General features: G+C 69.9%; 12 protein-coding genes, 1 tRNA gene and 1 pseudogene. 8 read left to right on the forward strand and 6 right to left on the reverse strand.

Annotated features, from left to right (window positions below):
* Nucleotides 1-301: 301 nt before the first annotated feature.
* Both LCE31_RS25950 and LCE31_RS25955 read left to right on the forward strand, forming a co-directional pair.
* Nucleotides 302-1,630 (forward strand): family 2 encapsulin nanocompartment cargo protein terpene cyclase, encoded by a 1,329-nt coding sequence (locus LCE31_RS25950; RefSeq protein ID WP_225018207.1) that lies wholly within the window; start codon nucleotides 302-304, stop codon nucleotides 1,628-1,630.
* Between the two features lie 15 nt (nucleotides 1,631-1,645).
* Nucleotides 1,646-2,533, forward strand: coding sequence for a geranyl diphosphate 2-C-methyltransferase (locus tag LCE31_RS25955; RefSeq protein WP_225018209.1), 888 nt, complete (start codon nucleotides 1,646-1,648; stop codon nucleotides 2,531-2,533).
* 239 nt (nucleotides 2,534-2,772) lie between these two features.
* On the opposite strand, the gene LCE31_RS25960 is transcribed toward LCE31_RS25955, so the two are convergent.
* Nucleotides 2,773-4,074, reverse strand: coding sequence for a PTS transporter subunit EIIC (locus LCE31_RS25960; RefSeq protein ID WP_225018211.1), 1,302 nt, complete (start codon nucleotides 4,072-4,074; stop codon nucleotides 2,773-2,775).
* Nucleotides 4,075-4,448: 374 nt separating this feature from the next.
* The gene (locus tag LCE31_RS25965) at nucleotides 4,449-5,804 is read right to left on the reverse strand and encodes a PTS transporter subunit EIIC (protein WP_225018213.1); all 1,356 of its coding nucleotides are present in this window, start codon (nucleotides 5,802-5,804) and stop codon (nucleotides 4,449-4,451) included.
* Nucleotides 5,805-5,905: 101 nt separating this feature from the next.
* Between LCE31_RS25965 and LCE31_RS25970 the strand changes: the two genes are divergently transcribed.
* The 3 genes from LCE31_RS25970 (at nucleotide 5,906) to rdgB (ending at nucleotide 7,976) form a co-directional block, all read left to right on the forward strand.
* The gene (locus tag LCE31_RS25970; protein WP_308042308.1) at nucleotides 5,906-6,247 is read left to right on the forward strand and encodes a PTS glucose/sucrose transporter subunit IIB; all 342 of its coding nucleotides are present in this window, start codon (nucleotides 5,906-5,908) and stop codon (nucleotides 6,245-6,247) included.
* 220 nt (nucleotides 6,248-6,467) lie between these two features.
* Entirely contained in the window at nucleotides 6,468-7,199 is a 732-nt protein-coding gene (gene rph, locus LCE31_RS25975) for a ribonuclease PH (protein WP_225018215.1), read from the forward strand.
* Nucleotides 7,200-7,373: 174 nt separating this feature from the next.
* On the forward strand, nucleotides 7,374-7,976 hold the full coding sequence (gene rdgB, locus LCE31_RS25980; RefSeq protein WP_225018217.1) for an RdgB/HAM1 family non-canonical purine NTP pyrophosphatase: 603 nt from the start codon (nucleotides 7,374-7,376) through the stop codon (nucleotides 7,974-7,976).
* 73 nt (nucleotides 7,977-8,049) lie between these two features.
* On the opposite strand, the gene LCE31_RS25985 is transcribed toward rdgB, so the two are convergent.
* The 4 genes from LCE31_RS25985 to bcp all read right to left on the reverse strand — a co-directional run bounded on the left by LCE31_RS25985 (nucleotide 8,050) and on the right by bcp (nucleotide 12,038).
* Nucleotides 8,050-8,123: transfer RNA gene (locus LCE31_RS25985), tRNA-Leu, on the reverse strand.
* A 16-nt stretch (nucleotides 8,124-8,139) separates the two neighbouring features.
* The gene (locus tag LCE31_RS40950) at nucleotides 8,140-9,855 is read right to left on the reverse strand and encodes an HNH endonuclease signature motif containing protein (RefSeq protein ID WP_308042310.1); all 1,716 of its coding nucleotides are present in this window, start codon (nucleotides 9,853-9,855) and stop codon (nucleotides 8,140-8,142) included.
* Nucleotides 9,856-9,951: 96 nt separating this feature from the next.
* Nucleotides 9,952-11,454 (reverse strand): glycine betaine/L-proline transporter ProP, encoded by a 1,503-nt coding sequence (gene proP / locus LCE31_RS25995; RefSeq protein WP_225018219.1) that lies wholly within the window; start codon nucleotides 11,452-11,454, stop codon nucleotides 9,952-9,954.
* A gap of 116 nt (nucleotides 11,455-11,570) precedes the next feature.
* Nucleotides 11,571-12,038 (reverse strand): thioredoxin-dependent thiol peroxidase, encoded by a 468-nt coding sequence (bcp, locus tag LCE31_RS26000; protein ID WP_225018225.1) that lies wholly within the window; start codon nucleotides 12,036-12,038, stop codon nucleotides 11,571-11,573.
* Between the two features lie 194 nt (nucleotides 12,039-12,232).
* Between bcp and LCE31_RS26005 the strand changes: the two are divergent.
* The 3 genes and pseudogenes from LCE31_RS26005 to LCE31_RS26015 all read left to right on the forward strand — a co-directional run.
* A pseudogene (locus LCE31_RS26005) lies at nucleotides 12,233-12,574 on the forward strand (DUF3618 domain-containing protein); the annotation flags it as partial.
* A gap of 205 nt (nucleotides 12,575-12,779) precedes the next feature.
* Nucleotides 12,780-13,118 (forward strand): GroES family chaperonin, encoded by a 339-nt coding sequence (locus LCE31_RS26010; RefSeq protein WP_225018221.1) that lies wholly within the window; start codon nucleotides 12,780-12,782, stop codon nucleotides 13,116-13,118.
* 338 nt (nucleotides 13,119-13,456) lie between these two features.
* Nucleotides 13,457-13,780, forward strand: a complete 324-nt coding sequence (locus LCE31_RS26015) for a DMT family transporter (protein ID WP_225018227.1) — start codon at nucleotides 13,457-13,459, stop codon at nucleotides 13,778-13,780.
* Nucleotides 13,781-13,785 lie beyond the last annotated feature (5 nt).

Genomic DNA, 13,785 nt, shown 5'->3' on the forward strand with positions numbered 1-13,785 from the left:
CCCTCAGCACCGGACCCCGCTCACTGATCCGACCTGATCCGAACGAAAGACCCTAGACCACCCGTCCACCGAAGAAATCCGGGCAACGCAGCGGGCCCGTCCACCGGCCCCAGTCCTTCCGGGCCGGGGCGGACGCCTCCGATCCTCCCGTGCCCAGTAAGGGACCACCCACCCCACCAAGGAGTCATGGATGCCCGATCCCGGGCCTTCCCCTCTGCCGCCGAGCACCGCGTCGCCGAGCCCGCCCCCGAGTCCCGCGCCGCCGGGCCCTGCGCCGTCGGGCCGTGAGTCGTCGGGTTCGGTGCCGAGTCCCGCGCCGCCGAGCCGACTGCCGTTGAGTCTGCCCGCCACCGGGTCCCTCGCACGGGCCGGCCTCCTGCCCCGTACCGCCGCTCCCGGCACCCCGGCGGACGCGGGCCTGCCCGCCGAGCCCGTACGGAAGGGAAGTGAGGGAGGTGCTGCCGAGCGCGTACGAGAGGGAAGCGCTGGAGCGGCGGCTCCGGTGACGCGACCGGACTCCGCCCTGGAAAGGGTTCTCCGCGGACCCAGCGGCCTGGGCACTTCGGGCCTGCGCCTGCGCCGGTCGGAGAACACGCCGGAGAAGGCACTGGAGAACACGCCAGAGTACGCACCGGAGCAGGAGCCGCCCGTCGGCACACCCGTTCCCGGTCTCTACCACCATCCCGTGGCGGAGCCGGACCCGGTGCGGGTGGCGGAGGTCAGCCGCAGGATCAAGGCGTGGGCGGTGGACGAGGTCCAGGCGTTCCCGCCGGAGTGGGAGGACCAGTTCGACGGCTTCTCCGTCGGCCGCTACATGGTCGCCTGCCATCCGGACGCCCCGACCGTCGACCACCTGATGATCGCCACGCGGCTGATGGTCGCCGAGAACGCGGTGGACGACTGCTACTGCGAGGATCACGGCGGCTCGCCCGTCGGGCTCGGCAGCCGGCTGCTGCTGGCGCACACGGCTCTCGACCCGCTGCACACGACGAAGGAGTACGAGCCGGAGTGGGTGGCGTCGCTCGGGTCGGACGCGCCGCGCCGCGCGTACCGCTCCGCCATGGAGTACTTCACCCGGCAGTCCACCCCCTCGCAGGGTGACCGCTTCCGGCACGACATGGCCCGCCTGCACCTGGGCTATCTCGCCGAGGCGGCGTGGGCCCAGACCGACGAAGTCCCGGAGGTGTGGGAGTACCTGGCGATGCGCCAGTTCAACAACTTCCGCCCCTGCCCCACCATCACCGACACCGTCGGCGGCTACGAACTCCCCGCCGACCTGCACGCCCAGGCCGCCGTGCAGCGGGTCATCGCGCTCGCCGGCAACGCCACCACCATCGTCAACGACCTGTACTCGTACACCAAGGAACTCGACAGTCCCGGCCGCCATCTGAATCTGCCGGTGGTGATCGCCGAACGCGAGGGCGCCTCGGACCGGGACGCCTATCTGAAGGCGGTCGAGGTCCACAACGAACTCATGCACACCTTCGAGACCGAGGCCGCGGCCCTGGCGGCCGCCTGCCCCGTCCCGAGCCTGCTGCGCTTCCTGCGGGGAGTCGCCGCCTGGGTCGACGGCAACCACTACTGGCACCGGACCAACACCTACCGCTACAGCCTGCCCGACTTCTGGTAAGGAGCGCACTTCACTGTGACCAGCACCGAGCTCACCACCGGTACCTCCGGCACCTCCGTGTTCGTTCCCGGACAGGCGTCGCCCTACCAGGGTGACATCGCCCGATACTGGGACCAGGAGGCCCGGCCCGTGAACCTGCGCCTCGGCGACGTCGACGGGCTCTACCACCACCACTACGGTGTCGGCGACATCGACCATGCCGCCCTCGGGGACGCGCAGGACAGCGCGTACGAGAAGAAGCTGATCGCCGAGCTCCACCGGCTGGAGTCCGCGCAGACCGAAGTCCTCCTGGACCATCTCGGCCCGGTGGGACGGGACGACACGGTCGTGGACGCCGGCTGCGGCCGGGGCGGTTCGATGGTCATGGCCCACCAGCGGTTCGGGTGCAGCGCCGAGGGCGTCACCCTGTCGGCCAAGCAGGCCGACTTCGCCAACCGGCGCGCCCGCGAACTCGGCATCGACGACCACGTCCGCGCCCGCGTCTGCAACATGCTCGACACGCCCTTCGAGAAGGGGCTGGCCGCGGCGTCGTGGAACAACGAGTCGAGCATGTACGTCGACCTCGACGACCTCTTCGCCGAGCACGCCCGCCTCCTGCGGGCCGGCGGACGCTATGTGACCATCACCGGCTGCTGGAACCCTCGTTACGGCCAGCCCTCGAAGTGGGTCTCCCAAATCAACGCGCACTTCGAGTGCAACATCCACTCCCGCCGTGAGTACCTGAAGGCCATGGCGGACAACCGCCTCGTCCCGGCGACCATCACCGACCTGACGGCCGCGACCCTGCCCTACTGGGAGCTTCGGGCCACGTCCTCGCTGGTCACCGGAATCGAGGAGGCGTTCATCAACTCGTACAAGGACGGCTCCTTCCAGTACCTCCTGATCGCGGCGGACCGCGTCTGAGCCGAGCCGACGCGGCACCGTGCGGGGTCCGGGCCCCCCATTTGACAGCGCCCCGCGGGGGGGGCCCCCCCCCCCCCCGCGCGGGGGGCGGCCCCAGTCGGGGCGGGCCCCCCCCGCCCCGGCGCCCCCCCCCCCCCCCCCCCCTTCGTGCGGCCGTCTTCCTGCGACGGCTGTCCTCCCCTGAGCCGGGCCCGGGTCCCGCGGGGCGGGACCTGCCGGACCTGCCGGATCTACCGGCCCTACTTGGTGATGTCCTCGATCTCCTCCTCCGGCTCGCGGCCCGGAGTCTTGAGGTCGAACTTCACGATCACGAAGCGGAACACGACGTAGTAGATGACGCCGAAGACCAGACCGATCGGGATGATCAGCCAGGGTTTCGTGGCGAGGTTCCAGTTGAGGATGTAGTCGATCACGCCCGCCGAGAACGTGAATCCGTCGTGCACGCCCAGGCCCCACGTGACGAACATCGAGATCGCCGTCAGCACCGCGTGCAGCGCGTACAGCAGCGGCGCGATGAACATGAACGAGAACTCGATCGGCTCGGTGACACCGGTCACGAACGACGTCGCGGCCAGCGAGAGCATCATGCCGAGGACGACCTTGCGGCGCTCGGGACGCGCGGTGTGCGCCATCGCCAGAGCGGCGGCCGGCAGGCCGAACATCATGATCGGGAAGAAGCCGGAGGTGAACTGTCCGGCGCTGTGGTCGCCCGCGAGGAAGCGGTTGATGTCGCCGTGCGAGACGACGCCCGCGTGGTTGGTGAAGTCGCCGAGCTGGAACCAGGCCACCGTGTTGACGAACTGGTGCATGCCGATCGGGATCAGGCCGCGGTTGACGAGGCCGAAGATGCCGGAGCCGAGGGCGCCGAGGCCGGTGATCCAGTTGCCGAAGCTGGTGATCGCGTCACCGATGGGCTGCCAGCCGAGTACGGCGACGACGCCGAGGGCCGTGCCGACGAACGCCATGATGATCGGGACGAGGCGGCGCCCGTTGAAGAAGCCGAGCCAGTCCACCAGCTTGGTGCGGTGGAACCGCTGCCAGATCACCGCGGTCAGCAGACCGAGGATGATGCCGCCGAGCACGCCCGGGTTCTGGAAGGACGCGTTGGTGACGACGCCGCCCTTCTGCCACTCACCGGCCAGCAGGCCGTTGGATATGTAGGTGGCGCCACCCATGCCCGCCTTGATCGGGAACTGGTGGATCACGGCGTAGTACGTGAAGAAGCCGACGATCGCGGCCAGCGCCGTCGAGCCGTCCGACTTCTTGGCGAAGCCGATGGCGACACCGATGCAGAACAGCAGGGGCAGGCCGAGCGACGCGTCGAGCAGCATGCCGCCCGCGCCCGCGAAGACCTTGGCGACGCTGTCCCAGCCGAGGCCCTGGTCGCCGAAGACGTCCGGCTGGCCGAGGCGGTTCAGGATGCCGGCGGCGGGCAGGACGGCGATCGGCAACTGGAGGCTGCGGCCCACCTTCTGGAGCCCCTGGAACAGTCCGGCGCCCCGCTTCTTCGCGGGAGCCGCCGGGGCGGTGGCCGTACTCATGAACTTCCTCCATACACAAGGAACGCGCTGTGCACCCGCCCCGTGAAAGAAACAGGTCTAAACCATTGGCTGGTTTAGACCTGTTGTAACACGGGGCGGGTGTGACGTGGAACCCTCGAATATGGGCTGAATAAAGATCTAGTCCGAAGCGTAACCAGCGCGGCCCCACGGCAGGTCAACCGGGGTGAGCGTGCCCGAGGGAGCACCGGAACCCGGGGTTACCGCGCGGTCACTTCCCGGTACCGCTCACGCCCCGGCACTGGCCGATTTCCGGCGCCGGTCACGCGCTTGGTGGCCCCGTCGTCCCCGTCGTCCCCGTCGTCCTGTCCCGTCCTGACGCCCGCCCGGCCTGGCGTTCCCGAGGCCCGCTCGGGTCACGTCCTGGTGTCCCCGACGATGGTCTGCTCCTCGCCGGCATCCGGATCGTCCGGGTCGTCCGGCTCCCGGCCCGGTGTGGGCAGGTTCAGCTTCGTGATCAGGACGCGGAAGACCACGTAGTAGACGGCCCCGAAGACGAGCCCGATCGGGATCAGCAGCCACGGCTTGGTCGCCAGGCCCCAGTTGATGACGTAGTCGATCAACCCCGCGGAGAAGCTGAAGCCGTCCTTCGCGCCCAGCTGCCAGCTCACGAACATCGACACACCGGTCAGCACCGCGTGGATTCCGTACAGCAGCGGTGCGACGAAGAGGAACGAGTACTCGATCGGCTCCGTGACGCCCGTCACGAACGACGTCAGCGCCACCGAGAGCATCAGGCCGCCGACCGCCTTCCTGCGGTGCGGCTTGGCGCAGTGGTAGATCGCCAGCGCGGCGGCCGGCAGCGCGAACATCATGATCGGGAAGAAGCCCGTGGTGAACTGTCCCGCACTCGGATCGCCCGCCAGGAAGCGGTTCACGTCGCCGTGCACGACCGTGCCGTCCGGTTTGGTGTAGTTCCCGAACTGGAACCAGACGAACGTGTTCAGGAACTGGTGCAGCCCGAACACCAGCAGCCCGCGGTTCGCGAGGCCGAAGATGCCGGCGCCCCAGGCACCCGCGTCCACCAGCCACTTCGAGAAGCTGGTGAGCCCGTCGCCGATCGGCTGCCACGCCCAGACCGAGAGCGAGGCGACCAGCAGCCCGACGAACGCCATGATGATCGGCACCAGCCGGCGCCCGTTGAAGAAGCCGAGCCAGTCCACCAGCTTCACCCGGTGGAAACGGCGCCACAGCCAGGCGGTGAGCAGGCCCATCACGATGCCGCCGAAGACACCCGGATTCTGGTAGGCCGCCTGCGTCACAGCCGTGCCGTCCGGCGTCACGCACACGCCGGACCAGATCCCGGCCCCGGTGAACTTCGAGGCGCCGTCGCAGTCGAGCGGGAAGGCGTGCAGCACCGCGTAGTAGGCGAGGAAGCCCGTCACGGCGGCGAGCGCGGTCGAGCCGTCGGCCTTCTTGGCCATGCCGATCGCCACGCCGATGCAGAACAGCAGCGGCAGTCCGAGCGAGGAGTCGAGCAGCGCGCCGCCCGCCGCGGCGAAGACCTTGGCGACGCTGTCCCAGCCGAGGCCCTGGTCGCCGAAGACGTCCGGCTGGCCGAGGCGGTTCAGGATGCCGGCGGCGGGCAGGACGGCGATCGGCAGCTGGAGGCTGCGGCCCATCTTCTGGAGGCCCTGGAACAAGACGTTCCACCAGGATTTGCGGGCCGGACCGGAGGGGCCCCCGGCCGCCACCGCCCCGTCGCCGCTCATGGGTGCCCTCCCCGCCATAATGGTGTAGACCAGCTGCGGAACGCTTGCGGTCCGCCGATGGTCGTCATCTTTCGGCACCCGGACGGAACGCGCCCGCGAAGATGGGCCAACCGTGCGTTACCGTGACGAACCAGTCAGTACGCCGGTGCTTCAGTACGCCAATATGTCTGTACGTCAAAGGCGCCAGGGACACACAGGGAGAAACCATGGCCAGCAAGGCTGAGAAGATCGTCGCCGGGCTCGGCGGACTCGACAACATCGTCGAGGTCGAAGGCTGCATCACGCGGCTGCGCACCGAGGTCAAGGACGCCTCCCTCGTGAACGACGCCGCCCTCAAGGCCGCAGGCGCCCACGGGGTCGTCAAGATGGGCACGGCCGTCCAGGTCGTCATCGGCACGGACGCGGACCCGATCGCGTCCGACATCGAGGACATGATGGACTGACAGCCCCCAAGCCCTGCCGGCGACGGTCGCCGAGTCCGCCCGACGACACGAAGTCAGGCCGTCCGGCGACACGAAAATCCGGACCGTCCGACGACACGAAGTCAAACCGTCCGACGACACGAAAATCCGGGCCGTCCGAGAGAACGGGACCGTCCGCGGCCCGGACCGTCCGAGAACCGGCCGGCGGGAGCGCCCCCAAGGGCCCGATAGGGTCGACGTCATGTCTCGTATCGACGGCCGAACCCACGAACAGCTCCGCCCCGTCACCATCGAACGCGGGTGGAGCAAGCACGCCGAGGGCTCCGTCCTCATCTCCTTCGGCGACACCAAGGTCTTCTGCACCGCGAGCGTCACCGAAGGCGTGCCGCGCTGGCGCAAGGGCAGCGGCGAAGGCTGGGTCACCGCCGAATACTCGATGCTGCCCCGCTCCACCAACACTCGCGGCGACCGCGAGTCCGTACGCGGCAGGATCGGCGGACGCACCCACGAGATCAGCCGCCTCGTCGGACGCTCCCTGCGTGCCGTCATCGACTACAAGGCGCTCGGCGAGAACACGATCGTGCTCGACTGCGACGTTCTCCAGGCCGACGGCGGCACCCGCACCGCCGCCATCACCGGCGCCTATGTCGCCCTCGCCGACGCCGTCACCTGGGCCCAGTCCAAGAAGATCGTCAAGGCCGGGCGCAAGCCGCTGACCGGCACCGTCTCCGCCGTCAGCGTCGGCATCGTGGACGGCGGTCCGCTCCTCGACCTCTGCTACGAGGAAGACGTCCGCGCCGAGACCGACATGAACGTCGTCTGCACCGGCGACGGCCGCTTCGTCGAGATCCAGGGCACCGCCGAGGCCGAGCCGTTCGACCGCGCGGAACTGAACACCCTCCTCGACCTCGCCACCGGCGGCTGCGCCGACCTCGCGCGCCTCCAGACCGAGGCGCTCGAAAAGCAGCTCTGAGGTAAAGCGGGAACCAAGGAAACACCCCGGACGTCCATCAGGGTACGGACGCACGGTGAAAGCCGTGCGTCCGTCCTGGCGTTGAGGCCGCCCGTTGAGGCCGCCTGCCCGGCCCACCGGCGGGCGGAGCGCCCCGGAGCGGCGCGCTCCGCCCGCCCGGATAGGTTGGACGGCATGACCCGCCTGATCCTCGCCACCCGCAACGCCGGAAAGATCACCGAACTCCGCGCCATCCTCGCCGACGCCGGCCTCACCCACGAACTCGTCGGAGCCGACGCCTACCCCGAGATCCCCGACGTCAAGGAGACCGGCGTCACCTTCGCGGAGAACGCCCTGCTGAAGGCCCACGCCCTCGCGCAGGCCACCGGCCACCCGGCCGTCGCCGACGACTCGGGCCTCTGCGTCGACGTCCTCGGCGGCGCACCCGGCATCTTCTCGGCCCGCTGGGCCGGCCGCCACGGCGACGACCAGGCCAACCTCGACCTGCTCCTCGCCCAGCTCGGCGACATCGACGCACCCCATCGCGCCGCCCACTTCGCCTGCGCCGCGGCCCTGGCCCTGCCCGACGGCACAGAACGCGTCGTCGAAGGCCAACTCCGCGGCACCCTGCGCACCGCTCCCGCGGGCACCCACGGCTTCGGCTACGACCCGATCCTCCAGCCCGACGACTCCACGCTCACCTGCGCGGAGCTCCCCCCGGCGAAGAAGAACGAGATCAGCCACCGCGGCAAGGCCTTCCGCGCCCTCATCCCGGCGATCCGGGAACTGGTGAGCTGAACACACGCGGGCGTGGTCCGGCAAGTAGGGCCCTTGACCTTCGAAAGGAAGGTCAAGGGCCCTACTTTTCTTGTGCGCCTGCTCGGATTCGAACCGAGAACCTCTAGTTCCTAGGACTAGTCTCTCTACCAGTTGGAGTACAGGCGCTTCAGACTCCTGCAGTTTAGCGGCATCGAGACGTCTTCCCATGGGGGGATTCGCAGAAGAACCCGAGTCGTTCCAGCATCTCGCCGAGAGCCTTGCGGGACCGGGTGTCGTCGGCCACGTCCAGCAGGCGTGCCACCTCCCGCACACTGCGGCCGGTCCCCGCCGCCTCCGTCAGCTGGGCGTCGGTCAGGGGCAGCGCCCTGGCCTCGCCCGTGTCGTCGGTGAAGTGACGCGTATCGATTGCCAGAGCCTCGATGCGGCGCTCGATGTGTGCCAGCGCGCCGACGCTCATCCGTACGCACAGCTTCCGGACCGCTTCGCGCAGACTCGCCGACTCGGCCACCGCGTCCGAGATCGCCGCGTCCGGGTACGTGTGCCATGCGCTGCGCTGCTTGAAATGCGATGTGTCCAGCCCCAGCTCGTCGACGCGGCGCTGGAGCGTTCGCCGCCGCCCTGTACTGGCGCGCACTCCCAGTCGCCTCATGAGGTCGGCCCAGCCGTGTGCCGCGGCGACCGCGGCGGCCAGTTCCTCGTGCCCGTGCTCCGGGCGCTCGACCTGTCGTGGCTGCGGTACGGCGCGAGCCGGAGGCTTCCCGGTGGTGGCTCGGCACTCTTCCGCCGCGGGGACGGCATCGGACGGGCGAGGAGCCGGGAGTCTGCTGAATGTGGGGGTCTGGCTGTGGCAGGAGGGGCAGAGGAAACGGAGGTTCTCGGCCCGGTTGTCGTGCCGATCGCCATTGACGTGGTCGATCTCCAGGGTGAGCCCCTCACCTCGCCACGTGTCACCGACGCCGCAGAGCGCGCAGACGGCGGGTACGCCCATCTCTGCGAGGGCCCTGCGCAGCAGAGCGGTTTTTCGCCGTGGGCCACCGGGCTCCTCGCGGCGGAGGACGACTTCCGTGGAAAGCCTGGCGGGGGAGGCGCCGCTGTGGGTACCGCGGCCGGTGAAGTGGGACGAGTCGAGTCCGTACGCGGCGATGCGCCGCCGGAGCCTGGCCCGGTCCGCCTCGCTGTCGGGAAGGCCGAGCGCTTCCAGCAGGTGCCCCATGTCGCGCGCCTCCGCCACCGCACGGGCCAGCGTCGCGCGCGGGACGGGGCCTCTCGACTGTTCGCCCCCGCGCCGGCGACCGCGAAAGGTGTCCGTCGTGGCATGGCAGTTCGGGCACAGGAGACGCAGGTTGTCGGCTCTGTTGTCCCACCAGTCGCCGTTGACGTGATCCACCTGTAGACGTAACGGCATGCCGTTCCATTCGGCAGGCACGCCGCACAGCGCACACACCTCCGCGACGCCCGTGGAAAGGAGCCAGCGTCGCAGCCGTTCACCCGGCGTCCGCCCGTCGGCGGGGGAGCCCAGCACCAGCCCGGTCTCGGCGGTCCGGGTGCCGCGTCTCCGCCGTGTCTGGGCGAAGTGCCCTGTGTCGAGGCCCAGCGCCTTGATGCGGCGGCTGATATGCGCGTGGTTGCCGCCGACCGGGCTGATCCCGAGCCGCCGTACGACCTCTGCCACGCTGGACGACTCCGACACCAGACGGCGCAGGGTCTCCTCGTCATGACGGACCCGGCTGTCCGGGAAGTGGGACGTGTCGATGTGCTCCGCCGCCATCCGCCCGCGCAGGTGACGCCTGGTGTCACGAGTCGGCACGCCGCCGCAACGGCTCACCGCCTCGTCCCAGGTCGTCGAGGTGCGAGCGACTTCGATCAGCAGTTCACGCGTATACCTGCGGGGCGCCACACCCTGCTCCGTTCTCGGGCACTCGTTCGGTGCCTCGTACGGAACAACGGATGGGGCGCCCCGCGGTTACGGTGAGTGACGCGTGGTGCGGGTGGGTCAGAAGCGCGGCTCCTGGGCCTGTTCGTGGGCCAGTTCTGCGGCTTCCTCCGGGGTGGCCACGGAGGGCGGGGAGCCCTCCAGGGGCTGCTGGGCCGTCTCCTTCATGAAGAGGACGGCGATGACGCCGATGATCGCCGCGGCCGTGGCGTAGTAGGCCGGCATCAGGTTCGTGCCGCCGAAGTCGATCAGGGCGGTGATGACGAGGGGGGTGGTACCGCCGAACAGGGACGTCGAGACGTTGTAGCCGATCGACAGGCCGCCGTAGCGGACCTGGGTCGGGAACAGCGCCGGGAGCGCCGCGGACATCGTGCCGAGCAGGCAGACCAGCGACAGGCCCAGCATGGCGAGGCCGATGATGATCAGGACGACGTTGCCCTCCCTGATCAGCAGGAACGCCGGAATGGAGAGCACCAGGAAGCCCAGCATGCCCGTGAGCAGCAGGGGCTTTCGGCCGAACCGGTCGTTGAGGCGTCCCACCTGGTTGATCACCAGCATCATCGCCACCATCACGCCCAGCAGGATCAGCAGGCCGTGGGTGGTGCCGTAGCCGAGTTCGTCGGAGAGGTACGTCGGCATGTACGAGAGCAGCATGTAGTCGGTGATGTTGTACGCGGCGACCAGCGCGATGCACAGGACCAGCGGCCGCCAGTAGCTGCGGAAGATCTTCGCGAGGTCGCCCTTGGCCGTGGTCTCGACGGGGTCGGCCGCCTCGGACGCCCGCACCCGGACGTTCTCGCCGGTGAGCTTCTGGAAGGCGGGTGTCTCGTCCAGCTTCAGCCGCAGGTAGAGGCCGATGAGGCCGAGCGGCGCCGCCACCAGGTACGGCAGGCGCCAGCCCCAGCTCTGCAGGCCGCTGTCGCCGAGCGTGGCGGTCAGGAGCGTGACGAGGCCGGCCGCGCCCACGTATCCGGCGAGGGTGCCGAATTCGAGGAAGCTGCCGAAGAAGCCCCTGCGCTTGTCGGGGGCGTACTCGGCTATGAAGGTCGAGGCGCCGCCGTACTCGCCGCCGGTGGAGAAGCCCTGCACCAGGCGCAGCAGGATGAGCAGCGCGGGCGCCCACAGGCCGATGGACTGGTACGAGGGCAGTACGCCGATGAAGAACGTGCCGAACGCCATCATCAGCATGGTCAGGGCCAGGACCCGCTTGCGGCCGATCTTGTCGCCGAGCGGGCCGAGCACGATGCTGCCGAGCGGCCGGACCAGGAACGAGATGGCGAAGGTGGCGAAGGTCAGCAGCAGCTGCGCCGACCCGTGGCCGCCGGGAAAGAACACCTTGCCGATCGTTCCGGCCATGTAGCTGTAGATACCGAAGTCGTACCACTCCATGGCGTTACCGAGAGCGGCCGCTTTCACAGCGCGTTTGACGGCCGCGTCGTCGGTGACCGTGATGTCCGATCTGCGGAGGCGGGGGTTCCGGCGCTGCTTGATGGTGCGGAACAAGGTGGGGTGGCGCCGGACCGCTGCCGGGTCGGCCATCTCGTCGTAGTCCTGGCCGGCCATGCGGGTTCCTTTCTGCGTACAACAAAGTCCAGTGGAACCTTCTGCGCGTTTTAAGCGTCCGCAAACCCGGGTCGCACACAAGTGCGACCCCGGTCACATGGCGCCGGCAGTCCTGCTCAGATTCCCAGGTCCTTGATGATCTTCGCGACGTGCCCGGTGGCGCGCACGTTGTAGAAGGCCCGTTCGACCGTTCCCTCCTCGTCCACGATGATCGTCGAGCGGATGACCCCGGTAACCGTCTTTCCGTACATCATCTTCTGTCCGAACGCTCCGTACGACTCCAGGACGCTTTTCGAGGGATCGCTCAGAAGCGTTACCTTCAGGTTCTCCCTCTCCCGGAACTTCGCAAGTTTCTCCGGCTTGTCCGGGGAGATCCCGATGACGTCGTACCCCGCTCCGGCCAGCAGGTCGAGGTTGTCGGTGAAGTCGCACGCCTGCTTCGTGCAACCGGGCGTGAGGGCCGCCGGGTAGAAGTAGACGACGACCTTGCGGCCCTTGTGGTCGGCGAGCGAGACGGTGTTTCCGTCCGCGTCGGGAAGGCTGAAGGCGGGTGCGGTGTCTCCGGCCGTGAGGCGCTCACTCATGGGTTTCTCCGTCATGTGCGGTCGTGTGCAGAAAGTGTGTTGAATTCGGTCCGTACGGGCGGGGCCCGTACACCCCGTCGGGCGCGCACGCACTCCCGGGTGTACGCCGCCGAGCGTAATGGGGGGTGCCGCCGGGTGCGGGACGGGTGGAACTGACAGACTGTCGCCGTAGTCGATGTACGTGATCCGGATATATGACGAGGGACGACGGAGGCGGCGCGGTGTCGGATGCCGATGCGAGGACCCCTGCGCAGATCGAGGCGGACATCGTCCGCCGACGGGGGCAGCTTGCCGAGACGCTCGACGAGATCGGGGTGCGGGTGCACCCCAAGACGATCGTGGGCGACGCCAAGGCCCGGGTGGCCTCCACGGTGGACCACACGGCGGGGCGCGCGTTCGTCGCCGTGAACCGCACGGTGTCCGACGTGAAGGCGCAGTTCGTCGCGGACGACGGCTCGCCGCGCCTGGAGCGGATGGTGCCGGCGGCGCTGCTGCTGGTGGGCGTGGCCGGGCTGTTGACGGTGTCGCTGCGGCGGGGGCCCGGGGGGGGGGGGGGGGGGGGGGGGGGGGGGGGCGGGGGGGGCGGCCGGGGGGGGGGCCCCCCGGGCCCCGGGGGGGGGGGCGGGGGGGGGGCGGGGGGGGGGGGGGCCCGGCGGGGGCGGCCGGGGGGGGGGGGGGGGCCCCCGGGGGGGCCCCCCCGGGGGGCGCCCCGGGGGGGCCGGGCCCGGTAGGTTCTTCCGCGTGAGCGAGAACACCCACGAGAAGCTGCCCATCCGGATGCTCCACGACCGCGTACTGGTCAGGACGGACATCCCGGAGGGGGAGCGGCGTTCGTCCGGCGGCATCGTGATTCCGGCGACCGCGGCCGTCGGCCGCAGGCTGGCCTGGGCGGGCGTGGTGGCCGTGGGGCAGAACGTACGGACGGTGGAGCCCGGTGACCGGGTGCTGTACGACCCCGAGGATCGGGCGGAGGTCGAGGTGCGTGGCGTCGCGTACGTGCTGATGCGGGAGCGCGACCTGCACGCGGTGGCCGCGGACCGGTTCGAGGGCGCACAGGACGCGACGGGGCTGTACCTGTAGCGCGACACGCGGCACGCGACACGCGACGAAGGGGCGGGCCCGGCGCGGTTCGGGAGGCGCCCGGCGGTTCAGGAGAGGCCCGGTGGCCGAGGTCACCGGGCCTTCGTGCTGTCCCGGGCCCGCCCGACGGCTCCCGGGTCCGCGGTTTTGCTACGGTCGGACGGACCGCCCGACGAGACGCGCCGTACCGGGTGGCACGCGAGAACGGGGCGCGCGGGGCCGTGAGACGGCGGACGCCCGCGCCGCCGTCCGGGACGCGAGGGCTCGAAACGGAAAGACGACGCACCTTGTCCGATTCCGCCGTCCTCGGCGGACGTGTCGTGCCCGGAGGTGCCGTCGTGGCGTGGGTTCTGCTTTTCGTGGCCGGACTGCTGGAAGTGGTCTGGTCGATCTCTCTGAAGTTCAGTGACGGGTTCACCCGGCTGTGGCCGAGCGTGATCACGGTCGTGGGCGTCACGGCGAGCATGGTGCTGCTGGCGCAGGCGGCGAAGTCGCTGCCGATCGGGACCGCGTACGGCGTATGGGTCGGGATCGGCGCGGTCGGGGCCGCGGTGGTGGGGATGGTGGCGCTGCACGAGCCGATGACGGCGGCGCGCGTCTTCTTCGTGTGCCTGCTGGTGGTCGCGGTGGTGGGCCTTGAGGCGACGTCAGGGGGCAAGTAGGGGCG

This window comes from Streptomyces sp. 8L, assembly GCF_020176795.1.
GTDB lineage: Bacteria > Actinomycetota > Actinomycetes > Streptomycetales > Streptomycetaceae > Streptomyces.

Excerpts from the sequence above, each read along its gene's own strand:
- LCE31_RS25960 (WP_225018211.1), bottom strand. The coding sequence starts at position 4,074 with ATGAGTACGGCCACCGCCCCGGCGGCTCCCGCGAAGAAGCGGGGCGCC.
- LCE31_RS25965 (WP_225018213.1), bottom strand. The coding sequence starts at position 5,804 with ATGAGCGGCGACGGGGCGGTGGCGGCCGGGGGCCCCTCCGGTCCGGCC.
- LCE31_RS25970 (WP_308042308.1), top strand. The coding sequence starts at position 5,906 with ATGGGCCAACCGTGCGTTACCGTGACGAACCAGTCAGTACGCCGGTGC.
- rph (WP_225018215.1), top strand. The coding sequence starts at position 6,468 with ATGTCTCGTATCGACGGCCGAACCCACGAACAGCTCCGCCCCGTCACC.
- rdgB (WP_225018217.1), top strand. The coding sequence starts at position 7,374 with ATGACCCGCCTGATCCTCGCCACCCGCAACGCCGGAAAGATCACCGAA.
- proP (WP_225018219.1), bottom strand. The coding sequence starts at position 11,454 with ATGGCCGGCCAGGACTACGACGAGATGGCCGACCCGGCAGCGGTCCGG.
- bcp (WP_225018225.1), bottom strand. The coding sequence starts at position 12,038 with ATGAGTGAGCGCCTCACGGCCGGAGACACCGCACCCGCCTTCAGCCTT.